General features: G+C 70.2%; 16 protein-coding genes. 12 read left to right on the forward strand and 4 right to left on the reverse strand.

Translation table 11 applies throughout. From position 1 onward, the window contains the following. Nucleotides 1-132: 132 nt before the first annotated feature. Nucleotides 133-4,260 (reverse strand): polymorphic toxin-type HINT domain-containing protein, encoded by a 4,128-nt coding sequence (locus tag ACWGE1_RS27075; protein ID WP_453423075.1) that lies wholly within the window; start codon nucleotides 4,258-4,260, stop codon nucleotides 133-135. 373 nt (nucleotides 4,261-4,633) lie between these two features. Between ACWGE1_RS27075 and ACWGE1_RS27080 the strand changes: the two genes are divergently transcribed. Then, the gene (locus tag ACWGE1_RS27080) at nucleotides 4,634-6,733 is read left to right on the forward strand and encodes a trypsin-like serine protease (RefSeq protein WP_453423076.1); all 2,100 of its coding nucleotides are present in this window, start codon (nucleotides 4,634-4,636) and stop codon (nucleotides 6,731-6,733) included. A gap of 529 nt (nucleotides 6,734-7,262) precedes the next feature. Here ACWGE1_RS27080 and ACWGE1_RS27085 read toward each other — a convergent pair. Then, nucleotides 7,263-7,478, reverse strand: coding sequence for a DUF6243 family protein (locus ACWGE1_RS27085; RefSeq protein ID WP_453423077.1), 216 nt, complete (start codon nucleotides 7,476-7,478; stop codon nucleotides 7,263-7,265). Nucleotides 7,479-7,900: 422 nt separating this feature from the next. Between ACWGE1_RS27085 and ACWGE1_RS27090 the strand changes: the two genes are divergently transcribed. From ACWGE1_RS27090 to ACWGE1_RS27130, 9 genes are all read left to right on the forward strand, one after another. After that, nucleotides 7,901-8,908 carry a LacI family DNA-binding transcriptional regulator gene (locus ACWGE1_RS27090; protein WP_453423078.1) on the forward strand — a complete coding sequence of 336 codons (1,008 nt, stop codon included), beginning with the start codon at nucleotides 7,901-7,903 and terminating at the stop codon, nucleotides 8,906-8,908. An 887-nt stretch (nucleotides 8,909-9,795) separates the two neighbouring features. After that, the gene (locus ACWGE1_RS27095) at nucleotides 9,796-11,421 is read left to right on the forward strand and encodes an AMP-binding protein (protein WP_453423079.1); all 1,626 of its coding nucleotides are present in this window, start codon (nucleotides 9,796-9,798) and stop codon (nucleotides 11,419-11,421) included. A 19-nt stretch (nucleotides 11,422-11,440) separates the two neighbouring features. After that, on the forward strand, nucleotides 11,441-11,938 hold the full coding sequence (locus ACWGE1_RS27100) for an acyl-CoA thioesterase (RefSeq protein WP_453423080.1): 498 nt from the start codon (nucleotides 11,441-11,443) through the stop codon (nucleotides 11,936-11,938). A 102-nt stretch (nucleotides 11,939-12,040) separates the two neighbouring features. Continuing rightward, nucleotides 12,041-14,359: an oxidoreductase gene (locus tag ACWGE1_RS27105; protein ID WP_453423081.1), complete on the forward strand. Its 2,319-nt coding sequence runs from the start codon at nucleotides 12,041-12,043 to the stop codon at nucleotides 14,357-14,359. 12 nt (nucleotides 14,360-14,371) lie between these two features. Further along, nucleotides 14,372-15,406 carry a carbon-nitrogen hydrolase family protein gene (locus tag ACWGE1_RS27110; RefSeq protein WP_453423082.1) on the forward strand — a complete coding sequence of 345 codons (1,035 nt, stop codon included), beginning with the start codon at nucleotides 14,372-14,374 and terminating at the stop codon, nucleotides 15,404-15,406. Then, nucleotides 15,403-16,515, forward strand: a complete 1,113-nt coding sequence (locus tag ACWGE1_RS27115) for a cupin domain-containing protein (protein ID WP_453423083.1) — start codon at nucleotides 15,403-15,405, stop codon at nucleotides 16,513-16,515. Before ACWGE1_RS27110 ends, ACWGE1_RS27115 begins: the two co-directional genes overlap by 4 nt. A 176-nt stretch (nucleotides 16,516-16,691) precedes the next feature. Beyond that, complete coding sequence (locus ACWGE1_RS27120; protein WP_453423084.1) at nucleotides 16,692-17,597, forward strand: fumarylacetoacetate hydrolase family protein; 906 nt, start codon at nucleotides 16,692-16,694, stop codon at nucleotides 17,595-17,597. 81 nt (nucleotides 17,598-17,678) lie between these two features. Further along, complete coding sequence (locus ACWGE1_RS27125) at nucleotides 17,679-18,416, forward strand: maleate cis-trans isomerase family protein (protein WP_453423090.1); 738 nt, start codon at nucleotides 17,679-17,681, stop codon at nucleotides 18,414-18,416. 118 nt (nucleotides 18,417-18,534) lie between these two features. After that, nucleotides 18,535-19,374 (forward strand): PaaX family transcriptional regulator, encoded by an 840-nt coding sequence (locus tag ACWGE1_RS27130; protein ID WP_453423085.1) that lies wholly within the window; start codon nucleotides 18,535-18,537, stop codon nucleotides 19,372-19,374. 137 nt (nucleotides 19,375-19,511) lie between these two features. Here the strand turns inward: ACWGE1_RS27130 and ACWGE1_RS27135 are convergent, their stop codons facing one another. Further along, nucleotides 19,512-21,092, reverse strand: coding sequence for a carboxylesterase/lipase family protein (locus ACWGE1_RS27135; protein WP_453423086.1), 1,581 nt, complete (start codon nucleotides 21,090-21,092; stop codon nucleotides 19,512-19,514). A gap of 13 nt (nucleotides 21,093-21,105) precedes the next feature. Beyond that, entirely contained in the window at nucleotides 21,106-22,452 is a 1,347-nt protein-coding gene (locus ACWGE1_RS27140) for a M20/M25/M40 family metallo-hydrolase (RefSeq protein WP_453423087.1), read from the reverse strand. A gap of 451 nt (nucleotides 22,453-22,903) precedes the next feature. Here ACWGE1_RS27140 and ACWGE1_RS27145 point away from each other — a divergent pair, with 451 nt between their 5' ends. Together ACWGE1_RS27145 and ACWGE1_RS27150 are read left to right on the forward strand one after the other, a co-directional pair. Beyond that, on the forward strand, nucleotides 22,904-23,605 hold the full coding sequence (locus ACWGE1_RS27145) for a 4'-phosphopantetheinyl transferase family protein (protein ID WP_453423088.1): 702 nt from the start codon (nucleotides 22,904-22,906) through the stop codon (nucleotides 23,603-23,605). After that, entirely contained in the window at nucleotides 23,606-25,252 is a 1,647-nt protein-coding gene (locus ACWGE1_RS27150) for a phytoene desaturase family protein (RefSeq protein ID WP_453423089.1), read from the forward strand. It begins immediately after the preceding gene. Nucleotides 25,253-25,434 lie beyond the last annotated feature (182 nt).

A 25,434-nucleotide genomic window follows, 5' to 3' on the forward strand; every position in this document is an offset into this window, starting at 1 on the left:
ACTCCCTCGCCCGCTTCATTTTTTTATACCCCCCTGGCATCCCCCCTTCCCCCCCACTTTTGTGCCCCGCCCCCGGGGGGGGGTTCGCGCTTTACCCCCCGCGCCCCCCCGCCCCGCTGCTACGGCTGCAGATCAGTCCCTGAGGTCCTTGAACGGGTCGATGATGTCGGTCCGCTTCCCCCGCCAGTAGAAGTGAATGCTGTTCCAGTCGGTCCGACTGCTACGTGGGCTGATCGTGGCCCTCACCACTGTTCCCAGCTCCCAGGCCGTCTGGTTCCCACTTTCGTTTCCAAGTCTCCAATTTCCACCCGCCATTGCCCGACTGCGCTGCCATGTGAAGTCGAATGCAGCCTGTGGGTTGGTGAATTCATTCAGCTTGGCGTCGAGAAGACCATCAAGGGAGAAGGATATTTCGACCTTACCGTTCGCCGCGGCATCCTCGACGGCGTCCATCCACAGCGGTCGTCCCGGGGCGCCATCCGGGCTCGGGTGGCCGTACATTGGGTCGTTGAACGTGTATCGACTCCCGTTGTCTGCACTGTTGAGGGCGTCCCGAAGGGCATTGCCGCCGTGCTGAGTGCCGTTCACGCCCAGTACGACCTTGTCGCCCGCACTTACCAGGCAGGGCTTATCAGTGTTGTGAACGAGGACCGGAGTCTGCCCGGCCAGCACGTAGTAGGTGTGGAGGCTGTTGACGGTCAGGTCGTACGCGGGCTGGAGGGCTTTCCAGTGGCGGACACTCTTGATGAGGGCCTGCGCGCCGGAAGGTGTGCGGAGGCTGTCTCCGGGGTTGAGGTCAGCCGCGTCGGTCCATGCGCGGGACTTCTCGGACCAGAACGGATGGTGGTCAGTGGAGGTGATGGTGCTGGTGGTGCCATTCTCGGCGGAAATGCTGAGCTCGGTGAAATCGCGGTCGTTCGGCGTGTGGATGGTCGCCTCGACGCGCTGTGGACTGGTCGCACCGCTCCCCGGATCGGTTGCCAGGACCTTGTCACCGACACGGATGTCCTGAATGGAGCGAGATGAGCCGTCGGCCATCAGCACCGGCGTGTCGGCCGGGAAGCTGTGGCGCGTCAGACATGACGGAAGGCCCAGGTTGTCGACCTTGTTCCAGAGGCCCTGGAGGGCGCCCCGGAACTTCTCGGTCTTGACGCCCCACTTCTCGAGCTTGGCGCCGAGGGCGGCCCAGCCGCCGATCGGGATGGTCAGGGCGCAGGACCAGGCGGCGTCCTTGTACTTGTTCGCGTCGTCGAAGATCTTGGCTTCCAGGACGTACGTGCCGCAGTTGGCCAGGCTGACGGGGATCCCGACGATCGGCAGCGCCCCGTAGAGGTCCGCCCCCAGGTGCGCGAGCTCGACGGCGATGCGGAGCTTCTCCCTCAGGGGCAGGTTGGCGAAGATGACCGCCCCCTTCGCGAGCGGCGGCAGGCTCTGGTACATGTGCTCGTGCAGAGCCGCGATGTAGCGCTCGTTCTTCTGGCGGATCTCCTCGTTCTTCTTGGCGTTCTCGAGTGCCTCGTTGAAGACGGTGATGACGGTGTTGGCGTCCTGGCCGGACCGCTCCGCCGACTCACGCGCGGCAGTGGCAGCGGAGTACGCCTGCGCGGCGCTTCCGGCAGCCGAGACGGCACTCGCCCGAGCCCAGGCCGCGGAATCGGAAGCCTGGTTGGCGCTGATCAGGGCCCGTTGCTGAGCCTGGCCCGCTGCCTTGGCCGACTCGGCCGCCTTGGCTGCCGACTGTCCTGCCTGGGTTGCCCATTTCTGGGCCTGCTTCGACGCCTCATTGGCCCGGTCGGCGCTGTTCCGGGCCTCCAGGGCAAACTCGTGGGCGGCGTCGGTCGCATCGCGTGCGATCGCGTATGCCTCGGCCGCATCGAACGAACTTTGCTGTGCTTTGGCCGCGACTTGGGCGGCTTCGGCGATCGTCTGCTGGATCTGCGTGGTGTGCGTGGTGGTGAGGTGATCCTGGCGCTGGGCCCGGTACTGGCCGGTCTGGACGAACGCGCGCAGGGCGCTGGGTGGGCTGAGGATGGCGGCTTCGGCGGCCACCTTCACTTCGGGGCCCGAGGTCTGGGAGAGTCGGGCCGCGATGACCCGGTCGTCCGCCTCCCGGCCCTGATACTGAGTGGTGGTCATGAAGTCGACGAGTGCTTTGGCGGTTCCCGCCTTGAAGGCGTTGTCGGCCGCCTGTTTGACCCCCGATCCGCCCGCCTGGCTGATCCGGGTGACCTCGACCTGGTAGTCGACGAGAGCGACGTCGTACTGGCCGGTCTCCAGGAAGGCGTGGATCCGGGCAGCGTCGCCCTTCAGTGCTTCCGAGGCCGCCTTGCGTACGACCTCGTAGGGCGACTGCACAGCAAGGAGTGCAACCTGGTCGGTTTCGTCCTGCTGCTGTGCCTGCTGCCAGCCCGTGCGGGCGTAGGCGACCGCGGCGCTCTCGGAGCCGGCGAGCGCCCACTCCGCAGCTGTGCGGCTCCAGGAGCCGCCGAGCTTCATCGCGGTGACGGCCATCCGGCGGCTGTCGGTGACCACCTGCGGCAGCGCCGCGCCGGGCTGTGCTGCGCGGGCGGCAAGGGCCTTGAAGTCCTCGCTCAGTTTGGCGGTTTCCGCCTGGACCTTCGCGGCCTCGGCCTGGTCGGCGCTGTAGGCGGCGGTGAGGTCCTCGGCCTGGTTGCGGCCGGCCGCCGTACGGGCGGCGACTTCCTCGGCCTCGGCATTGCGGGCCAGGTCGTAGACCTTCTTGGCCTGGTCCACCGCTGCGGTGGCAGCCGTGGCGGCCTTGCCCGCCGCCTCGGAGTGGACTCTGGCACGCTCGGTGGCCTCGGCCCCGACAGCGGCGTGCGCGGCCGCCGCCGCGGCAGCGTCGGCCGCCGCGCGTGCGTGGGTAGCGGCGGAGCGTGCGGCGTCGCGTGCATCGCGTGCAGCCTTGGCTGCCTCCTTAGCCCATGTGCGTGCGGACGCGGCGGCGCGGGTGGCCTCCGCGAGGTGGCGTTGTGCGGCCGCAGCCGCAGCAGTCGACTGTCCCGAGGCCGCTCCGGCACGTGCGGCGTCCTTGTCGGCGTCCTTCGAAGCCTGGATCGCGGCGTTCACATTGCCGGTGACCTGGGACACCGCATCGGCCATCATCACAACGGCGTCCGCGGCAGCGGCCGCACGGTCGGCCCACTCGCCGGCCTGGGCGGACTTGTCCGCAGCCAGACGGGCGTCGTGGATCGTGCCCTCGTCCACCTTCTGCGCCGCCGCAGCGCTCTGCGCCCGGGTGGCGGCCCGGGCCGCCCCGGCCGCGGCGTTCGCCGCGTCGGCGGCAGCCGCCGCCGCAAGGCGGGCCACCGAGTTGGCGGCACGTGCTGCCGTGATCGCCGTCTGCGCGGCGTCGGCCGCACGGCGGGTGGCCTCGGCCGCACGGCGTGCAGCCTCACCGGCGCGCGCGGCGTCATTCTCGGCGGCCTTGGTCTCCGCGGCGGCCGTCTGCGCGGCCTCCCTGGCCAGACGGGCCGCCGACAGCGCCTGGGCGCAAGCCTCCTTGGCGGCCGTCGCTTCCTGCTCGGCCTGCTGGCCCGCGGACTTCGCCTGCTCGGCGAGCTCGCTGACCGTCGCAGCCTCCTGGTCCTGCGCACGGGCCACGTGCTGGCCAAACCTCAGGAAGTCCCGGACGTCCTCGATCGAGCCGTTCATGGCCACGGACGCGGCCCGCCGGGTGCTGGGCCCGCCCGTGCTCTCTATCTGCGTGACCCGGACCAGGTCATCGGCGTCGCGCTGCTCGAACTGGATGCGCCCCAGGTACTCCTTGACCTGCGCGATCGACCCGTTGAGAGCCGCATCCCCGGCCGTCTTCACCCCCCGGCCACCGGCGTTGGCGATCCGTGTGGCCGCCACCACCTGGTCCTGCTCGAGCGGCCCCTTCCAGCCCTCCTTCAAAAAGGCGTCGAGCTCCTGCGGCGTTCCCGCAACCGCACGCTCGGCGGCCTCCCGCAGTCCCCGCCCGCCCTGGGCGATGATCTGGAGCGCCGCCTCCTTGTCGTCCTGGTGCTCGGCGGCAGCCCTTCCGGTGTCCAGGAACTGACGTACGGCCGCGTCCGATCCGGTCAGCGCCTGCTCGGCAGCAGCCCGGACGGCCGGCCCGCCGGCCTTCCAGAAACCGACGACCATCCCACGCTGAGTGGCACCCAGACCGGCGACCGGCGGATCGACAGCCGCCGCCGGCGGCGCCGACATCAAACCGGAGACCAACGCCAGCGAAAGCAGTCCGGCACTCAGCACACGCGCGCGAACAGCTCCCCCACCGCCCCTCCGGCGCCGAAGTATCCAAGAACGCAACAGACTTCCCCCCACTCGATCCCACACCGCCGATTTCGGCGAAGGCGAGCGTAACGAAGGGGGAAGAGTCATGATCACCACCAGGGCGGTGGGTGCATCCCGGGCCCGATGGTTGCGGAGGGCGTCAACTCCACGGCTCCGATGCCTAACTGATGGTACGGCAGGTAAGTACTGTTTAGAACATGACGATCTGCCAGGGAGCGCGCAGATTACTATTCCATGATCGCCGTCACTCGTGGCTGATTCCGTGTGCCCTCATGGCGCACCGATGGTCCGCCCGTCAGGCGGCTGGTTCCCTCATTACGAAAGTGACTCCATGGCCTTGCAGATACGAAGATTGCTGCCCGTGGCAGCCGGTGTGGCCGCCGTGATTCTCGGCACATCGGCTCCCACCGCCACCGCCACCGCCACCGCCACCGCCGCGGCGGGGCCGGCGGCCAACGCCGGCGCGCCGGTCCCGGTCGAGGACGGCGCCTACCCCGGTGCCGACGCGGTGCTCGCAGCGACGGGCGTCAAGGTGGTCAGGGGCGACGGCGGCATCACCCACGTCCCGTGCGACGCCCCCCACCAGATCGCCATATGGGCCCGCCCCGTCACGCTGCCGCTCAACCGCATCTGTTTCAGCGCGCCCGGTGCCACCGGCTTCCTCGCCCTCACGGTCGCCGACGCCTTCCGCATCCAGAGCACCGACCGGGACCTGCGCGCCAGCCTCACCACCGACGGCAAGAACGAGACCGTCAACGTCCCGCGGGACACCGTGGTGGGTGTGGGCGAGGGTGCCAAGGTGGAGGCCAAGTCCACCCTGCTCGAACTACGCGTCACGGGAGCCAAGGACCCCGCGGCCCCCGGCGCATCCGTCGACATCAGTGGGCTCGCGTTCAGCGGAAAGCTGACCATCGGTGACGGCAAGCGCTCCTGTTCCGCGGCGCTCGTCGACCCGCAGTGGGTCATCTCCGCAAAGAGCTGCTTCGCCGACGACCCGGCGCAGAGCAACACGGTGGTCGCAGGGCCTCCCAAGGACAAGACGACCGTCGTGGTCGGCCTCCGGGACCTCCTCTTCAAGGGCGGTCACCACAGCGACATCGCGGAACTGGTCCCGCACCCCGACCGGGATCTGGTCATGGCCCGCCTCGCCACGCCGGCTGCCAACGTCACCCCCGCCGTCTTTTCCCCCTCGGCCCCCGCGGCGGGCCATTCCCTCACCGTCTCCGGCTACGGGCGAACCAAGACGGTGTGGGCTCCCCCTTCGCGCCACGACGGCGCCTTCACGGCCGGGGCCGTAGAGGCAACCGGCTTCGACCTCGCGGCGAAGACTCCCGCCGACACAACCGTGTGTGCGGGCGACGCCGGCGGTCCGGTGGTACGCCAGACAGGCGTGCGTGAATATGTGGTCGTCGGCATCGTCAGCCGGTCGTGGCAGGGCGGGTGCCTGGGCAGTGCCGAAACCCGCACCGGTGCGTACGCCGCCAGGGCTGATGACATCGGCGAGTGGTTCCAGCAGACTCGCGCCCTCGCGCCCGGCTGGAAAACCGAAACTCTCGTCCAGGCCGGCAGCAGCCTCTACCAGGGCGTCCGCCTCGCCGACGGGTCCTGGACCGGTTTCACCGATGTCCAGACCAAGGCCAGCAGCATCGGCGGAATCCGCACCGCAGCCGCCGCCGGCATCGACCGGGACACCCACGTCGTGGCGATCAGCAACAGCGGCGGCCTGTTCCACACGATCCGCAAGCCGGACGGCACCTGGAGCGAGTTCGGCGACATGTTCCCGGTGACCAACGCCCTCGGCGGTCTCACCCAGGTCTCCACCGTGTCGGTCGGCAGCGACCTCCATGTCGTCGCGGTCGCGGGAGGCAAGGTCTTCCACACGACGCGCAAGGCCGACGGCAGCTGGACCAGATTCGGTGACCTCTCCGAGGCCACCAGCCCGATCAGTGCCGTGACCTCCGTCGCCACCGCCAGCGCCGCAGGCCAGCTCCAGGTCATCTCCGTCTCCGGCGGAAAGGCCTACCACACCATCCGTGCAGCCAGCGGTCATTGGAGCCAGTGGGGCAACATTGCAGGCGCCGCTGCCGGCATCACCGGCCCGATCACCTCGGTAGGCATGGCCGGCATCGGTAATGACGCCCACATCGTCATCGCCACCGACAACGGCACCCGCCAGCACCACGCCATCCGCAACGCCAACGGCAGCTGGGAAAACTTTGCCGAGTTGAAGGGCATACTCGGCACCGTCACCGCCAACTCGGTCACCGCCGCCGGCGTCAACGGCGAACTCCACCTCGCCGTCACCACCGCCGACAACAAGGCCCTGCACACCATTCGCCACGCCGACCGCACCTGGAACCCGACCACACCGGTCAACCTCCAGGGCACCAACGGCACCCTGGGTGCCATCAGCGTCACGGGAACCCTCTGACCAAGAAAGCCAGGTCACGGCTGCGCCAAGGCCTGCGCCACGGCATGAGTACAAGGACGGCCCCGCTGGAGAGCGGGGCCGTCTCCGCCGTGACGGTCTCGAAGCAGTCAGCCGTGCCCGCGCCCGCGGCGACGTAGAGCAGCGCCCCAACCGCAGCTTCGCGGGATGCCGGATGGGCCTGTGAGCGGGCCACGGTGCTTCGGATGCTGAGGGTGAAGATGAACTCCCACGCGAAAACGCCCTCGGGCGGCGCGTCTCCTCGTCCGTCTGCGGTAGGCGGCGGGGGGCCGGGAGGCTGACGCTGCCCGGTGCAACGCTCTGTATCGAACGGCAGGTCTCACTGTGCTGCAGGGCTCAGGCAGTGTCGCTTCCGGCAGACAGGCGCCTTCGCGGGCCGAGCGCTGAATCGAAGGCACGGCAGTGCGTTGTGGGTGCGAGCAGGTACGGCGCTGCCGAACCGGCCGGGCAATGGGGGCCGGCCTGTACCGTCGGCGGTCCGGGCCCTGCCCCCGTGCGGTGCCGCCTCGCGTCAGCTCTGTGCGGAGTCGTCGCTCGCCTGCCCGGCGGCCTCGGCTGCTAGTGCCTTCTCGCGCATCTTGCGCACCAGCTCCGCCTTCTTGTCGGCGGCACCCTTGCGGTCGAGGTTGCGGTGCGGCCCGTTGTTCTGCCGTTCGGCGCGGGACAGCTTCTTGCGCTGGCCGCCGCCCTGGCCCACAGGGTTGTTGATGTTCTTGCTGTCGGTCACGGGTTCTCCCGGTGGTGATGTGAAGGGATCTACGGATTCATCGGTGGGGGACGGGCGGCGACGTCGAAGGACGTCAGCAGGGGCCCATCACGCCCTCACTCGTAAATCGGCCTCTGGAAGAACATGACAAAGACGGTACCCGGTTCCCTCGGCCCCGCACACCAACCTTGTCGCCACCCCGGCATCGGCTCGGCTCCTCACTCACAGCGCCGATCGCCACACCCGCACCACGAAGAGCCCCGCGACCTGAGAACAAGCCGGGGGAGTCGTGCCGGGCCCGACGGCTTGTGGCCCCAGGGCGAGGACCGCGCCGATGACGGCCACGGCGAGGGTGCCGCAGTGGCGGCAATGCCTTGCGTTACGCGTGTAACCTTGGAGGAGAAGCGGTCGACCGGCCGGAAAACTGATCGAAGGAGGACGCCATGGCCAAAGAAACGCCCGGCGCCGCCTCCATCACCAGCACGGAGGTGGCCCGCCTCGCAGGGGTGTCCCGCGCAACCGTGTCCTTCGTACTGAACGACACCCAGAGCCACCGGGTCAGCGACAGCACCCGAGCCCGGGTGCTCGCCGCGGCCAAGGACCTCGGATACGTGCCGCACGCCGCCGCCCGCTCGCTGCGTGCCGGGCGCAGCAACCTGGTCCTGCTGCCGGCATCGGTCTCCGCGATCGGCAGCCTGGTCAGCAGTTGGGTGGAGGATCTGCAGTGCGAGCTCGACCGCCACGGCTACACGACCGTGCTCCACACGGGCCGCTTCCCCGACGCGGCGACGGCCGCGCGTGCGTGGGCGGAGCTGCGGCCCGCCGCAGTGCTGGCCATGAACGGCGACCGGCTCACCGGTGAGGCCGGCGGCATCCTGCGCCGCGCCGGTGTGCGCGGGCTGCTCGCTGTCGCCGCCCGTCCGGTGGACGGAGTCCACACCGTCGCGTTCGACCACGGGCGTATCGGCGAGGTCGCCGTGGAGCACCTCATAGCCCGTGGGCGCAGCAGGATCGGTGTGGTCATGCCGCAGGAGCGCGGCCTCGATGCCTTCGGCCGACCGCGGCTGGCCGGTGCCCAGGGGGTGGCCGCCCGGCACATGGCCACGGTCACACCGATCGAACTCGCCTGCACGCGCGAGTCCGCCGCGGCCCTGGCCGCGCGCTGGGCGGACCTGGGTCTGGATGCCGTTTTCGCCTTCAACGACGAATACGCCGCTCTTCTCATGCACGCACTGCGAAGGGAGGGTATCGCCGTCCCGGAGGAAGTCGCCGTCGTCGGCTGCGACGACCTCGTGCTCGCCACTCTGCAACAGCCGCCGCTCACCACGGTCCGCCTGCACCTGCCCGCCGCGGCAACCATCGCCGACACCCTCCACGCGCTGATCGAGAAGGGCGCCGCACCTGCGGTGCCGGACATGGAGTCCGAGCTGGTGCACCGGCTGAGCTCCTGAAGCAACCCGGGTACCGGACATGACAGCCTCTCGGGGCCGCGGCAATGCCTGCGGCCCGCATCCGTGTGTCGTACGTGGGCTGCGACGCGAGCACCGGAAGGCACCTCGCGCCGGCTGTAGGCGCGAGCTTGTCCGCGGTGCCGTGACCCAGCAGGAACAGCGGGGGAGTCGCTCCATCCGCGTAGGTGACGGGGCCGGCGGTCCGGGCCGGTTCGGTCCGCTCCTCGGGGGGTGTCTCCCAGGAGTGCGGTGAACGGGTCGGGGAACCGCCCGCGGACTCGCCCCGGACCTTGATCCGCTCCGGGTCGCGGGACCGAACCGTGCAGCAGGTCGACGGGACGGTCGGCGGGGGATAGCGCCGGTCGCCGTCCAGTCGGCCGCCGCCGTGTATCGGAAGTATCCGAATGACGGCCGGGGCCGGTCCGTCGCGCGCCGGCACGTGGACGTCGGGCAGTCGGGGCCGGTAGCCAGGGGCGGTCGCCCAGGTGACCCCGCCGAAGCGGCGTACGCCGCTCTCGGCCGCCTCGGCCGCCACGGCCGCCACGGGCGCTGCAGGAGCCCGGTAGCGGGGCGGAGGCCAGCCCGGGCCGAGCCCGGCCGGAAGGGTGCGCGGCATCGAAGCCTTCGTCGGTCGACAGTGATCCAGAAATTCGCTCTTCGTGGCGTTTGTCCGAAATGCTTGAACTTCTTCATGGGGATGCCTAGCATGTTCGGCATGTTACACGTGTAACGAAATCTCGGCTCCAGGGTCGACGCCTCCCGGTGTCCGCGCGCGGCCGCGCACCACGCTGTTAATAAAATCAGGTATCGCGCATCATTGACGGTCGCAAGATTAGCGAGATACTTGCCTCACTCTCCCCGCTGCCCCGAGATTGAGGTGCCGCCCCATGGAGCTCTCCCCGTCTGCTCATGTCGACACGTTCTGTCGTGATCGACTCCCGCCCTTCATCCTTTGGCCCGAACTGCACTTCGATCTACCGGAGTTGGACTATCCGGACCGGCTCAACTGTGCCCAGCGCCTGCTGGACGACGCCGTCGCGCGCTGGGGTGCCGACCGGCCCTGCCTGCTGACTCCCACGGAGCGGTGGACCTACGGCGACCTGCTGGAGCGTGCCAATCAGGTCGCCCAGGTGCTGACCGAGGACTTCGGTCTCGTTCCGGGCAACCGTGTCCTGTTGCGCGGCCCCAACAACCCCTGGCTCGTGGCCACATGGCTCGGGGTGCTGAAGGCCGGCGGCGTCGCCGTCACCACCATGCCGCTGCTGCGTGCCGGTGAGCTCGCCGAGCTGAACGGGATCAGTCGGCCGACCGTCGCCGTGTGCGACCACCGCTACCTCGACGAACTCACCGCCGTCGGCGCTCCCGGCCCGGCCGTGCTGGCCTACGGCGGCCCCGGCGAGGAGGACCTGGTCGCGCGCTGCGCCGCGAAGGACGGGCGGTTCTCCGGTGTCGCCACTGCGGCGGACGATGTCGCGCTGATCGCCTTCACTTCGGGAACGACCGGACGGCCGAAGGCGACCCTGCACTTCCACCGGGACGTTCTGGCCAACGCCGACACCTTCTCCCGCCACGTCCTGCGGCCTCACCAGGACGACGTCTTCACCGGAACCCCGCCCCTGGCCTTCACGTTCGGGCTCGGCGGACTGGTGGTCTTCCCCCTGTCCGTGGGTGCGGCCACCCTGCTGATCGAGCAGGCCGCGCCGCAGCAGCTGGCCGACCTCGTGGAGGAACACGGAGTCACCGTGCTCTTCACGGCGCCGACCGCCTACCGGGCGATCATGGCGGCCGGCGCGGTCCGTCAGCTGTCCGGGCTGCGTCGCTGCGTGTCCGCCGGAGAGGCGCTGCCTGCGGCCGTGTGGGAGGAGTTCCACGCCGCCACCGGACTGGGGATCATCGACGGCATCGGCGCCACCGAGATGCTCCACGTGTTCATCTCGGCCTCCGACGACGAGATACGTCCCGGCTCGACGGGCAGGCCGGTCCCCGGGTATCGCGCCCGCGTGGTCGACGAAGCGGGCGAGCCCGTTCCCGACGGGCAGCCCGGTCTCCTCGCCGTCATCGGCCCCACGGGCTGCCGGTACATGGAGGACCCGCGCCAGGCCGTATACGTCCGGAACGGCTGGAACATCACCGGCGACACCTACGTACGGGACGCCGACGGCTACTTCTGGTACGTGGCCCGCAGCGACGACATGATCGTCTCCTCCGGCTACAACATCGCCGGCCCCGAGGTGGAGAAGGCCCTCGCCATCCACCCCTACGTCGAGGAATGCGGCGTCGTCGGGGCCCCCGACGACAAGCGCGGGATGGTCGTCAAGGCGTACGTGGTCCTTCGCCCCGGTGTCGCGTCCGATGCGGCGACCGTCAAGGAGCTCCAGGACCACGTGAAGCGGACCGTCGCGCCCTACAAGTACCCGCGCGCCGTCGAATTCGTCAGCGACCTCCCGCGCACGAGCAACGGAAAGCTCCAGCGCGCCGAGCTGCGCAGGCGAGCCCAGCACACCCCTCAGTGACCGACCGGAAGGCACGATCATGGACACATCCAGCCCGCAGCGGGCGGATTCCGCGGCGACGGACAGCTGCGCCGCAGGATGCCCCGAAGCCCTCGAGGAGAACCTGCCCGGCGTCGTCGTCGAGCGGCGCGTCGAATGGCCCGACACGGATGCGGCCGGCCACTACCACCACTCCACGGTGGTGCGCTGGGTCGAGGCCGCGGAGGCGGTGCTGTTGCGACGGTTGGGCCTGGCCCACCTCTTCGGCAGCACACCCCGCGTCCACTTCGAGGCCGACTACCGGGCCCGGCTCTGGTTCGGCGAGACCGTCCGTACCGAACTGAAGATCACCAAGGTCGGCACCAGCTCCCTGCACTACGCCTTCACCGTCCTGGGCGAGGGGGAGGAGCCCGCTGCCACCGGACGCATGGTCATCGCCCACTCGGCCTCGCGCGCCACCGGGTCCACGGCCTGGCCCGATGACGTGCGGGAGGTCCTCACGAAGGCCGGTCCGCAGGCTCCCGAACTCTTCGCGTGATCCGACGCGACGCGCCGGACGCACCACACGGAATGTGTTGAATTCTTGACGCTCGCCAAATCTGCAACATATTCTGTTTCTGGAACCACTAGGAGGAACACCGTGCGTGTAGCAGTCATCGGAGGAGGGCCCGGCGGGTTGTACTTCGCGGCCCTGGCCCAGCAGCTCTCACCGGAGTGGGAGATCACGGTCTGGGAGCGCAACGCCCGCGACGACGCGTTCGGCTTCGGTGTCGTGTTCTCCGACGAGACGCTGGACGGCATCGCGCAGGCCGACCCCGCGGTGTTCGCGGCCATGTCCGCGGAGTTCGCCCGGTGGAGCGACATCGACGTCCGCTACGACGGCGAGGTCCACGTCTCCGGCGGCCACGGCTTCGCCGCCCTGGACCGCAACCGGCTGCGGGAGATCCTGCAGAGGCGTTGTGCGGAGCTCGGGGTGCAGGTGCACTACGGGACCCAGGCGCCGCCCGTCGAAGAGCTCTCCGCCGGCTACGACCTCGTGGTCGCCGCGGACGGAATCCGCTCCACGGCCCGCGAGACGTATGCGAGAAGCTTCCGCCCCGACCTGGACGAGCGCCACTGCCGCTACATGTGGCTGTCCACCGACCGCGTCTTCGAGGCGTTCACCTTCATCGTCGAGAAGCGGGACTTCGGCAGCATCCAGGTCCATGCCTATCCCTACGACGGCAGGCGCAGCACCTTCATCGTGGAGATCGCGGAGGAGGACTGGCGGCGGGCGGGCTTCGAAGCGTTCGCCGACCGGGAGTTCGCACGCGGCGAGAGCGACGAGGAGAGCGTGCGGCTGTGCGAGGAGATCCTGGCCGACCACCTCGACGGCCACCGCCTGATACCCAACGCCTCGAAGTGGATACGCTTCACGACCGTCCGCAACGCCACCTGGAGCCACGGCAACGTCGTCCTGATCGGCGACGCCGCCCACACCGCCCACTTCTCCATCGGCTCCGGCACCAAGCTGGCCATGGAGGACGCCCTCGCGCTGGCCGCCTGCCTGCACGAACACCCCGACGTGAACTCGGCGCTCGCCGCGTACGAGAGCGAACGCCGGCCGGTCGTCGAATCCACCCAGCGCGCCGCCCAGGCCAGCCTCGAATGGTTCGAGAACGTCGGCCGCTACACGGCGCAGGAGCCCCCGCAGTTCGCCTTCAACCTCCTCACCCGCAGCCGCCGCGTCACCTACGACAACCTGCGCGTGCGCGACGAGGAGTTCACCACCGCAGTCAACGCCTCCTCGCCCGTGCCGCCCATGTTCCGCCGCTTCCGGCTCGGCGGACTGCTCCTGCGCAACCGGGTCGTCGTACCGCCCATCGCGCTGTACACCGCGCGCGAGGGAGTCCCTGGCGACTTCGACCTCGTCCACCTGAGCACCCAGGCTCTCGGCGGCAGCGGTCTCGTGTTCGCCGGAATGACCGCCGTCAGTGCCGCCGGGCGCGCCACGGCGGGTTGCCCCGGCCTGTACACCGACGGACAGGAAGCCGCCTGGCGGCGCATCACCGACTTCGTCCACGGCCAGCTCGACACCTGCCTGGGTATTCAGCTCACGCATGCCGGCCGCCGTGCGGCGGCCCACGCCGACGGGCCGCCGATCGCCGCCTCCTCGCTGAAGTGGGACGAGCCGAGCCCGCCGCCGCGCGAGGCGACCCGCACCGATATGGACACCCTCGTAAGGGACTTCGTACGGGCGGCCCAGCGAGCCGACCGGGCGGGCTTTGACGCACTGGAACTCCAGTACGGCCACGGCCACTTGATCTCCGGATTCCTCTCCCCGCTGACCAACCGGCGCACCGATGAGTACGGAGGAAGCCTGGCGGGCCGGCTTCGCTTCCCCCTGGAAGTGCTACGGGCCGTAAGGGCGGTGTGGCCGGCCGGCAAGGCGCTCCTCGTGCGGATCTCCGCCGCCGACTGGGCCGAGGGCGGCACCACCGAGGCCGACGCGGTCGCCATCGCCCGCGCGCTGGCCGAGGCGGGAGCCGACGCCGTCGACGTCTCCACCGGCGAGGTCGTCGCCCACGAGCGGCCCCGCTACGGCCGCAGCTACCAGACCCCGTACGCGGACCTGATCCGCAACGCCACGGGCATCCCGACCATCGCCGTCGGGGCGATCTCCACGTACGACGACGTGAACTCGATCGTCCTGGCCGGCCGGGCCGACCTGTGCGGTGTCGGCCGAGCCCAGCTGCACGACCCGCTGTGGACCCTGCACGCCGCCGCAGCCCAGGGCTACAGCGGCCCGGGGGCACCATGGCCCGCCTCCTGGCGGGCGGGCAGCGGCCGCCCGCCAGGTGCACGCACCGACCGGATAGCGCCCCGGCTCCAGCTGCTCCGCGAGGCTTCCGCCCCTGTGCACCAGCGCTGGGTTCCGCGCCTCCCCACTGCCGAAACCGCTGCCGCATCCGCCGGCTGACCTGGAGAACCGATGGACAATCTGCCACGCTTCACCGCTGCGGCCGTGCAGGCGGCCCCCGTGTACCTCGACCCTGCGGCGACCGTCGACAAGGCGATCGCCCTCATCGCGGAGGCGGCGGCCGGCGGCGCCGAACTGGTCGTCTTCCCCGAGGTGTTCGTCCCCGGATACCCGTACTGGAACTGGACGATGAATCCGGTCCAGGGCTCGCCCTGGTTCGAGCGGCTCCAGCGCGCCTCCGTCGACATCCCCGGCCCGTACGTCGACCAACTGCGAGCCGCAGCCCGCCAGTACGGTGTCGTCCTCGTCATCGGGGTCAACGAGCGGGCCGCGCACAGCCTCGGTGTCCTCTACAACACCCTGCTCACCATCGGCCCCGACGGTGCACTCATCGGCATCCACCGCAAGCTGGTGCCGACCTGGGCCGAGAAGCTCACCTGGACCGGCGGGGACGGCAGTTCGCTCAAGGTGCACCAGACGCCCGTCGGCCCGCTCGGCGCGCTCGCCTGCGGCGAGAACACCAACACCCTGGCCCGCTTCGCCCTCCTCGCGCAGGGCGAACTGGTCCACGCGTCCTGCTACATCGCCCTGCCGGTGGCCCCCGCCGACTACGACATGGCCGACGCCATTGCGGTCCGTACCGCCGCCCACAGCTTCGAGGGCAAAGTCTTCTCCGTCGTGGCCTGCTCGACGATCTCCCCGGAGATCGTGGACGCCATCGCGGGCGACGACGAGGACGTGCGCCGCATGCTCGCCCGCCCCCGCAGCGCCCTGTCCGGGATCTTCGGCCCCGACGGCCGGCCCGTCACCGAGCCGCTGATCGACGCCGAGGGCATCGTGTACGCCGAGATCGACCTGGCCAGGTGCATCCAGCCCAAGCAGATGCACGACATCGTCGGCCACTACAACCGGTTCGACGTCTTCCAGCTCCACGTCGACAACCGCCCGCGCACCCCGGTGACCTTCGCGACGGACCCGGCGCACACCACGACGCCCTTCTCACCCCTCTCCGCCGAAACCACCGGCACCACGAAGGAGGACGCATGACCACCGAGTACGACGACAGCCGGCTGGGCCGGGCCCGGGTAGCCGACTCTCCCGAACTCGCCGCGTTCTACGGCGAACTCGCCCAGCTCGAAGCAGGCGCGCTGTGGACCGTCGCCAATGACATCGAGCCCTGGTACCCGCAGCCGAAGTCCGTCCCCGTCCTGTGGCGCTACAGCGAACTGCGGCCCCTGGTCCGCAAGGCCCTCGACCTGGTCAAGGCCGACGACGCCGGCCGCCGCGTGGTGATGCTCGTCAACCCGGGCCGCAAGGACGTCAGCGCCGCCGTCGGACTCCTCTACACGGGCCTGCAGATCATGGGCCCCGGCGAGGCCATGACCGCCCACCGCCACCAGGCCGCGGCCCTGCGCTTCGTCCACGAGGGCACGGGCGCCTGGACCATCGTCGACGGCCAGAAGCTGAAGGTCGGTCCCGGCGACTTCGCGATCACCCCGAACGGCACCTGGCACGAGCACGGGAACGAGGCCGACGACGCCCCCGTCGTCTGGCAGGACGGACTGGACATCCCGCTGGTCAACGCCCTGGACGCCGGATTCTACGAGGTCCACCCCGAGCTGTACCAGACCCCTGGAAAGGTCATCAACTCCTCCGTGCTGACGTACGGCGCGAACCTGCTGCCCCATGGCGTGGAGAAGTGGACCAGGCCGTACTCCCCGCTGCTGGCGTTCCCCTGGGAGCCCACCTACGAGGCCCTGCGCAATCTGGCCAAGGCCACCGAGGGATCCCCGTACGACGGGGTGATCGCCGAGTACACCAACCCGCTCACCGGCGGCTCGGTCATGCCCACCATGGGCGCGCACATGCAGCTGCTGCGCCCCGGCCAGGCCACGCAGGCGCACCGCCACACCGGGTCGGTCATCTACACCGCGGCCAAGGGGCACGGTGTCTCGGTGATCGCCGGACAGCGCTTCGAGTGGAAGAAGGGCGACATGTTCTGCGTCCCCTCCTGGGCCTGGCACGAGCACCACAACCTCGACCGGTCCGAGGACGCCTGCCTCTTCTCCTTCAACGACTTCCCCGTCATGCGCTCGCTCGGTTTCCACCGGGAAGAGGCGTACACCGACAACGGCGGGCACCAGCCCACCGCCTGAACCGCTCCGCCGTACCGGACGCCGCCGGCCCTGACACCGGCGCCGGCACGGCGGAGCACCGAGCCGGGCGCGATGCAACGCCCCGCACCGCCCGGAACCGGGTCGGCGGCGGCATCACCTGAGTGACGCCGCCGGCCCGCCCTCCGCACCATCCCCTCATACGCAAGGAGCCCCTCATGCGGCTGGTCAGCTACACCCTCGACGATGCGTCCCTGCGCCTCGGGGCACAGGCCGACGACCTCGTCGTCGACCTCGCCATCCTGGCCGAGCGTGCCGGCGTGGAACTGCCCCAGGACCTGCTGTCCTTCATCCGGGCAGGCGAGGCCGCCCGGGAGACCGCGCGCGGCCTGCTGGCCGACGGCCCCGCGGCGTGGCCCGCCGATGCCGTGCACCGGCTCGACGACGTGTCGCTGCGGGCCCCGCTGCGCCCCGGCAAGATCATCGGCGTCGGGCTGAACTATGTCGAGCACGTCGAGGAGTCCAGCCGCAGCCTGGACACCGACAAGGAGCGCCCCTCGCGACCGGTGCTGTTCAGCAAGCCGGCCACGGCCGTCACCGGCCCGGGCCAGCCGATCCTGCACAACGCCGACCTGACCGCCCAGCTGGACTGGGAGTGCGAACTCGCCGTCGTCATCGGCCGTACGGCCTTCCGGGTGAGCGAGGAGGAGGCGTACGAGCACATCTTCGGCTTCAGCATCGTCAACGACATCAGCGCCCGCGACCAGCGCCGCTCCGGCCAGTGGTTCTTCTCCAAGGGGCAGGACTCCTACGCCCCCTTCGGTCCCGCCGTCGTCACGACCGACGAGATCCCCGACCCGATGGCCCTCGACCTCTCGCTGAGGGTCAACGGCGTCACCAAGCAGAAGTCGAACACTCGGCACATGCTCTTCCCCATCGCCCGCCTCATCGCCGACATCTCCTCCGGAGTCACCCTCGAACCGGGCGACGTCATCGCCACCGGATCGCCCGCCGGTGTCGGGGCGGGCATGGTCCCGCCCGAGTTCCTGCAGCCCGGTGACACCGTCGAGGCCACGGTCGAGCTGATCGGCACCCTGACCAACCCCGTCGTCGACGCCCGCTGAGGAGCGACCGTGCCCGACCGTACCTCCCTTACCTCTCGTACCTTTCGCATCGGCCAGATCGTGCCGAGCTCCAACGTCACCATGGAGACCGAGGTCCCGGCGATCCTGCGCGCCCGGGAAACCGTCGCACCGGAACGCTTCACCTTCCACTCCAGCCGTATGCGCATGACCCATGTGACCCCGGAACAGCTCAGGGCCATGGACGCCGACTCCGACCGCTGCGCCGTCGAGCTCTCCGACGCGCACGTGGACGTACTCGGCTACGCCTGCCTGGTCGCCATCATGAGCACGGGGCTCGGCTACCACCGCACCTCCGAGGAACGCCTGCACCTTCGTACGGTGGAGAACGGAGCCGCCGCCCCCGTCGTCACCAGCGCCGGAGCCCTGGTCCACGGCCTGCACACCCTCAAGGCGAAGAAGATCGCGCTGATCGCCCCGTACATGCGCCCGCTGACGCAGACCGTCGTCGACTACCTCACCCACGAGGGCATCGAGGTGCTCGACCACCAGGCCCTGGAGATCCCGAACAACCTCGATGTCGCCGCGCACGACCCCGCACGCCTCCCCGGGCTCGCCAAGGCCCTGGATCACAGCAGCGCCGACGCCGTCGTGCTCTCCGCCTGCGTGCAGATGCCCTCGCTGGGCGCCATCGAGGAAGCCGAACAGCTCCTCGGCAAGCCCGTCGTCTCGGCGGCCGTGTGCACGGCCCACCAGATGCTGCGCGCCCTGGACCTCCCGGCAGTGGCCCCCGGAGCGGGCCACCTCCTGGCCGGCGCCTACGCGGAAGCACCGGTGTGGCGGTCGCCCGCGGCGCGATGACGAGGACCCGCCGGCCGCTCGTGGCGCATCCGCCGGGCCCTGGCCATGGCCAGGGCCTGGACGGTGCCCCGTTCCGCCGGCTCGGTAGGATCGCGACCGCATACGACGGAAGGCGATCATGGCGGACAGTCCCCTCAGGCCCAGCTCGTTGATCAACACGGTCTACGGGGCGTTCCTGCGACGGCTCGGCGGGTGGATCTCCGTCGCCGACCTGATCACCTTGCTGTCCGAACTCGACGTCGACGGTCCGGCCGCGCGCTCGGCGATCTCCCGGCTGAAGAAGAAGGGTGTCCTCGAACCGGAACGCCGCGGGGCCACCGGCTACCGGCTGAGCCCGGCCGCGCACCCCGTCTTCGACGAGGGCGACCGGCGCATCTTCGGCAGCCTGGAACCGGCGAAGCTGAGCGACGGCTGGGCCATGGCCGTCTTCTCCGTGCCGGAGTCCGAGCGCTCCTACCGCTACCAGCTGCGCACCCGGCTGACCTGGCTCGGCTTCGGGAACATCGCCCCCGGGGTGTGGCTGGCGCCCGGCCGCCTCCTGGACGGCGCCCGCGACATGCTCGTCCGGCGCGGACTCAGCGAGTACGTCCACCTGTTCGCCGCGGACTACGCCGCCTTCAGCGACCTGCCCGGGACAGTGAGCGAGTGGTGGGACTTCCCCGCGATCCAGGAGCAGTACGCGGGGTTCACCCGGGCCTACGGCCCCGTCGCCGCCGGACTCGCGCAGCAGCGCGACATCGACAGCGGCGAGGCCTTCCGCCACTACGTCCCGATGCTCACCCAGTGGCGCCGCCTGCCCTACCTCGATCCCGGTCTGCCGAGCGAGCTGCTCCCGGCGGACTGGAACGCGGTTGCCGCGCGTCAGATCTTCCAGCAGCTGCACGACGTGCTCGCCGCGCCGAGCCTGCTGCACGTGCGGGAAGTCACCGGCCTGGCAGAGATGCCGCCCGAGTCATAGCGACACTCACCGGGCCTGGTGGCAGCCTGCGGGACGAGCACCGAACCGGGGCTCGTCCCGCAGCCATTTGCCGATCATCCGTCAGGGCGCATGCGGGCGGGGGCGGCACGCCCCCGCCCCGGTCCGTCCCCGCGTCGTCAGAGCCCCGACTCCTCGTGCCAGATGCGGCGGGATGCCGCGAGCGGGTCCTCGACGACTGACGGTTCGGTGTCCCAGAGCCGAGTCGTCGGCCGTTGCGTGGTGAAGGGTGCCCAGCCGGGATCCCCCGAGGCTGCGAAGGAGATCCAGGAGGCCCGGAGCTGTTCGGACAGGCGCGTGAAGTCCTGGGGCGGGACCTTGCCGCCGAACAGGAACCCGGCCAGAGGCCCTCGCGTGTGGCCGAAGGTCGCCGGTATGTCCACGGTGTGACAGGCGCCCAGGGCTCCGCCGAAGGCCGGGCTGCTCCAGGTGAAGTCGTAGAGCCAGGCCCTGCCGCCCGCGGCGGAGTGCGCCTGCGCCAGCCACGTCGCGGGCATCCGGAACAGCGCGTCGGAGTACATGGCGACGTACAGCTGGGGGTCGTTGAGGTCCGGGTGGGCCGCACGGTAGTCGGCGGAGGCCTGACGGCCGAGCCTCAACCCTTCGGTGACGGCGCCGAGGTCGAGGTCGCGGATCTTCGCCGACGGCTGCGCCGGCTTTCGCGATGCCCGGTCGCGGAATCCCGCGCGTGCCGTCGACAGCATCATGGGCAGGGCCTTGACCATCGCGCCGAGTTTGAACTTGACGAGACCGCGTTCCATGGCGAACAGGGTGAACTCGTCATGCGTGTAGCCGGAGATCAGGTCGACGTCGCGGGCGCATCCTGAACGGATGGCGAGCCACGGCTTGTCGACCACGGTGATGCCGTCGATGACGGGCGAGAACGCGGTGATGGCCTCGGGTGTGGTCCAGTTCGCGGGATTGGCTCGCATCGCGGGCAGGGGCGCGTCCTGTGCCGCCAGCAGCGCCTCGGGTGACGCGGAAGCCAGACCGTCGAGACCCACGCCGGCCGCTTCCCCGATCGTCACGGCGATCCGCCGGGCTTCCTCCTCGGGCAGGAACCGCCCGGCCATGCTCTGGACGATGGCGCGACGGAACAGCCCGCGCGCGGCCGGTGCGGACAGCAGGGCGGCGACGGACGCGCCTCCGCCGGACTCGCCGAAGATCGTCACGTTGTCCGGGTCGCCGCCGAAGGCCGCGATGTTCTCCTGTACCCATACGAGTGCCGCGGCCTGGTCGAGGAAGCCCCGGTTGGCGGGTGCCCCCGGTACGTAGCCGAATCCCTCGAATCCGACCCGGTAGTTGAACGTCACCATGACCACGCCGCCCCGGGCGAGCACCTCGCCGTCGTAGCTCGGATCAGCGGAGTAGCCCGTCTTCCACCCCCCGCCGTAGATCCACACCATCACCGGCAGCCGGTCGCCGGCGCCGCCCGGGGTCCACACGTTCGCACTGAGGCAGTCCAGGCCGTCCTCCGGTCGCCAGGCCGGGGGCATTCCGGGAAGCAGCGGCAACTGCGGCGGCGCGGCACTGAACGACGTGGCCGGCCGGACCCCGTCCCAGGCGGGGACCGGAGCCGGCGCCTGGAACCGCAGAGGTCCTTCCGGGGGGAGGGCATAGGGAATGCCCCTGAAGACCGACAGCCCGTCTTCGGCCGTGCCCTCGACCTTGCCGGTCAGGGTCTCGATGACAACACCCATGGGGTGGCTCCTTTCATGTGGCGAGTCTGAGGACCGCGTCGAGCAGGCAGCGCCCGCCGAACATCAGGTCGGTGATCCTGGCGTGCTCATCAGGTGCGTGGATGAGCCGCATGACGTCCACGTCACTGGCGGAGGGAAAGAAACCGGCGACCTTCGTTCCGGGGAAGGCGCGGGCATCCGTGGCGGCCGGATTGATGTACGGCAGCAGCCGCGCACCCGGTTCGTGGGCCGCGACGGTATCGCCCAGGACCCGCAGGAGCTCCGGGTCGTCGTGGACGGCGTGGCTCACTCTGCCGTGCAGCAGCTCCACCTCGACACGGTCTCCGAGTGCCCTCTGGACCTCGGCCGCCCAGCGCTCGGGCAGCTCGCCCGGAAGGAGACGTCCGTCCAGCACCACGCTCGCCTCGACGGGCACCACGTTCTGCCGGTGCCCGGCGGACAGCAGAGTGGCAGTGGCGGTGTTGTGCAGCCCGGCGACGACGAACTCCCGCAGGACGGGATCGATGTGCAGACTGTTCGCCCGGTCCCAGCCCGGGTCCTCCAGCAGCCGCTCGATGGCCTCCGCGCCCGCGCCCGGGTACAGGTCCGCCAGGGTGGCGAGCATGCGCCGCGAGGCCGGATGGACCACGGTCCCGGGGGCGAACGCGCGGAGTCGGAGCAGGGCCTCGGCCAGGGTGAAGACCGCCGACTCCGCACGCGGGACGGAGGCATGGCCGCCGGGCCCGCGCGCGGTGACGCGCATCCGGGCGTTGCCCTTCTCGGCCACCTGGACGGTGTAGACGGGGCCGCCGGGAGTGAGGAAGCGCTGGCCGCCGCCTTCGTTGAAGGCGAACTCGGCCTCGACGAGGCTGCGGTGGTTCTCCCACAGCCAGTGCGCCCCCAGCCGGCTGCCGGCCTCCTCGTCGGCGGTGACCACGAGCAGCACGTCCCGCCGCAGCGCGGTCCGGTGCGCGGCGAGGAGTTGCAGGATCAGCAGGCTCGCGGCGATCTGACCCTTCATGTCGAGGGCTCCACGGCCCCAGACGCGGCCGTCGGCCACCTCGCCCGAGAAGGGCGGGCGACTCCACCCACCGGGCCCCGCGCCGACCACGTCCGCGTGGCCCAGCAGCATGAGCGGCGGTTCCTGTCCCGTCCCGGGCAGCCGGGCGACGAGGTTCGCCCGTCCGGGCGCGGACTCCAGAACGGTGTGTGAGATGCCGGAGCGGGACAGCTCGCGGGCCAGGTGGCGCGCGACGGCGATTTCATTGCCCGGCGGGTTCGAGGTGTCCAGGCGGATCAGGGCCGAAAGGTGGCTGACGAGGTGTCGTTCCTGGTCGGACCACGAGAAGGGCAGCGGCATCGGCTGGGGTGAGGGGGACATCAATGCTCCGGAGTCGCTGCACACGGCGCGAGGTGGATTGTTACACGTGTAACCAGTGGTGATGGTTCTGTTTAGCACCCTCCGGCGCTCTGCGCCAGCCCCTGCGACCGGCCAGGCCGTGATCGCCGTACGGGCGGGCGTTCGCGCGCGCACCCTCCGGCCGGCCCGGCCCGCCGTCACACGGACGGCTCCTCCCGTACGGGCCGCCTCGCCGATCGCGACAGGAGAGGTCCGACCGAACCGCGACGGACGCCCTGCGCTTCCGGGGGCGAGTCCGGTCGACGGGCCGATGCCCTATGCAGCGGGCCTGACCTGCGGAAACGTCCGGCCCTCCCATCCCGGGCGGGCGCGCCGGGAACGGCGCCCGGGGGATGGGCCGACTCCTCGGAGCGCACGGCGACCACGAAGTCGAGGCCGCGCGCCGGTCAGGCCTGCGTGGAAGGATGTGCCAATGATCGAGCGGATCCTGCCGCGTTCGGTGGTGGCACGCGAACACTTCGGGGACATGGCGGATGCAGTCCTGTTCCCGGAGGAGGAGCAGCGCATCGCGACGGCGGTCGTGAAGCGCCGCCGTGAGTTCGCCACGGTCCGCCATCTCGCCCGGGAGGCGCTGCGAGAACTGGGCCTTCCGTCCGTGCCCATCCTGCCCGGCCCGGACCGCGAACCTCTCTGGCCCGTCGATGCAGTGGGCTCGATGACTCATTGCGAGGGTTACCGCGCGGCGGCGATCTGCCGGTCAGGGGCCCTGGCGTCCCTCGGTATTGACGCCGAGCCCAATGCGCCGCTGCCCGAGGGCGTCCTGGACGTAGTATCCCTGCCCGAGGAACTGCCGCAGCTCGCGGAGCTGGCGATGAGCAGGCCGGACGTGCACGGGGACCGGCTGCTGTTCTGTGTGAAGGAGGCCGTGTACAAGGCGTGGTTTCCCCTGGCCGAGCGCTGGCTCGGCTTCGAAGACGTGCGCATCAGCTTTCACGACGGCCACCGCTTCACCGTCACCCTGCTCGTCCCGGAGCCGGCCGACCGTCCCGGGTGGGGTCGGCAGCACCACGGCAACTGGCAGCTGGAACACGGCCTGCTGACGGTTGCGATCGCGGTTGCGGCCCCGCCACAGCGCCACGGCGCACCGGATGCTCCCGGGCGAGGGGAGAAGTAGATGCGCGTCGGTGCCGCTTACCGGCGGGGCGCGGCACAGGACTCCTACGACGTGGTGGTCATCGGCTCCGGAATCGGTGGGCTCGTCACCGCCGCCCTTCTCGCCGAACACGGCGGGCTTCGTGTTCTCGTGCTGGAACGTCACTACTCGGCCGGCGGGTTCACGCATACCTTCCGGCGCCCCGGCTTCGAATGGGATGTGGGGGTGCACTACATCGGGGACGTGAACCGGGAAGGCTCGGCCTTCCGCGCCCTCTTCGACCACCTCACGCGCGGCGAGCTGGAGTGGGCGGACATGGGCGACGGCTATGACACCCTCGTGTTCGGCGACGACCGCTACGCCCTCCCGCGCGGCAGAGAAGCGCTGCGCCGCATGCTCATCTCGCGCTTCCCGGCCGAGGAGGCCGGTATCCATCGATATTTCAGGCGCGTCGCAGGCGCAAATCGCTGGACGGCGCTGTTCTTCGCGGAAAAGGTCCTGCCGTCGCCCGTCCCGCACGTCTTCGGCTCCGCGCTCCGCTATCCGTTCTTGCGTCACGCCCGGAACTCGACCGCGAAAGTGGTGTCCGAGTGCGTCGGCGACCCGCGACTTCGCGGGGTTCTCACCGCGCAGTGGGGTGACTATGGGCTGCCGCCCGCCGAATCGAGTTTCGGCATCCACGCCATGGTAGTGAACCACTTCTTCGGGGGCGGCGCCTATCCGGTGGGCGGCTCCTCGCGCATCGCGGAGACGATCATTCCGATGATCGAGCGCCGCGGCGGAGCTGTGCTGACCTGCGCGGCGGTGGAGAGCGTTCTCGTCGACGACGGACCCCGGGTGACGGGAGTGCGCATGGCCGACGGTCGTGAGTTTCACGCCCGCCGCGTGGTGAGTGACGCCGGCGTCGCCAGGACGTTCGACGAGCTCCTGCCGCAACATGCGCTCACCGGGCACCGGGCACCATGGAAAGCGCCGGCCGTCGCACCATCGACCGCGCACGTTTCCCTCTACCTGGGCATCCGGGGCACGGCGGCAGAACTGGACCTTCCCAAGTCGAACCTCTGGGTCCACGGTGGCTACGATCACGATGCCAATTTCGCGCAGCTGCAGGAGGATGCGGCCGATCCGTTTCCCGCGGTGTTCATTTCCTTCCCCTCGGCCAAGGACCCGTCCTTCGAGCGCCGTCACCCCGGTGTCTCCACCGTGGAAGCAGTGACCTTCGTTCCCTACGCATGGTTTCGCCCCTGGGAGAGCAGCCGTTGGCGGAAGCGCGGGGCAGACTATGACGGATTCAAGGCGCACCTGAGCGAGCGCCTGCTCCAGACCGTGCACCGGGAAATCCCGGCGATCAGGGGGAGGATCATCCACGCGGAGCTTTCGACGCCGCTGTCGACGCGGCATTTCACCGGACATGCACACGGGGAGATCTACGGATTGGCCCATTCGCCCGCCCGGTTCGACGCACGTTGGCTCCGTCCCAGGACTCCCGTCGAGGGTCTCTTTCTCTCCGGTGCGGACGTCGCCGTCTGTGGAGTGGCCGGGGCCCTGGCCGGCGGAGTGCTGTCGGCCTCCGCGATGCTCGGCAAGAATCTGCTGCCGGACATCGCGCGCCGCGGACGAAGCGCCGTCCGTGGCCGTCTGCCGGCCAGGTCTGAGCGGTCTCGGTGATGTCGGCTGCAGTTCTGCATCCAGGACCTCATGGACCGTGGAGCGATCCGGACCCACCAAACGGATGCGGCGAAGTCGAGTACTGATCGTTCGCGGCGTTCCTACCGCGACTCAAGGAAGTGAACCTCGCGGGGCCTGACCTCCAGGTCGCTCAGGCCGTCGGGCGTCGCACCCATCTCGCG

The organism is Streptomyces sp. NPDC054932, assembly GCF_053610205.1.

Coding starts and splice junctions, on each gene's coding strand:
- ACWGE1_RS27080 (WP_453423076.1), top strand. CDS start 4,634: ATGGCCTTGCAGATACGAAGATTGCTGCCCGTGGCAGCCGGTGTGGCC.
- ACWGE1_RS27090 (WP_453423078.1), top strand. CDS start 7,901: ATGGCCAAAGAAACGCCCGGCGCCGCCTCCATCACCAGCACGGAGGTG.
- ACWGE1_RS27095 (WP_453423079.1), top strand. CDS start 9,796: ATGGAGCTCTCCCCGTCTGCTCATGTCGACACGTTCTGTCGTGATCGA.
- ACWGE1_RS27100 (WP_453423080.1), top strand. CDS start 11,441: ATGGACACATCCAGCCCGCAGCGGGCGGATTCCGCGGCGACGGACAGC.
- ACWGE1_RS27110 (WP_453423082.1), top strand. CDS start 14,372: ATGGACAATCTGCCACGCTTCACCGCTGCGGCCGTGCAGGCGGCCCCC.
- ACWGE1_RS27115 (WP_453423083.1), top strand. CDS start 15,403: ATGACCACCGAGTACGACGACAGCCGGCTGGGCCGGGCCCGGGTAGCC.
- ACWGE1_RS27120 (WP_453423084.1), top strand. CDS start 16,692: ATGCGGCTGGTCAGCTACACCCTCGACGATGCGTCCCTGCGCCTCGGG.
- ACWGE1_RS27125 (WP_453423090.1), top strand. CDS start 17,679: ATGGAGACCGAGGTCCCGGCGATCCTGCGCGCCCGGGAAACCGTCGCA.
- ACWGE1_RS27130 (WP_453423085.1), top strand. CDS start 18,535: ATGGCGGACAGTCCCCTCAGGCCCAGCTCGTTGATCAACACGGTCTAC.
- ACWGE1_RS27135 (WP_453423086.1), bottom strand. CDS start 21,092: ATGGGTGTTGTCATCGAGACCCTGACCGGCAAGGTCGAGGGCACGGCC.
- ACWGE1_RS27140 (WP_453423087.1), bottom strand. CDS start 22,452: ATGTCCCCCTCACCCCAGCCGATGCCGCTGCCCTTCTCGTGGTCCGAC.
- ACWGE1_RS27145 (WP_453423088.1), top strand. CDS start 22,904: ATGATCGAGCGGATCCTGCCGCGTTCGGTGGTGGCACGCGAACACTTC.
- ACWGE1_RS27150 (WP_453423089.1), top strand. CDS start 23,606: ATGCGCGTCGGTGCCGCTTACCGGCGGGGCGCGGCACAGGACTCCTAC.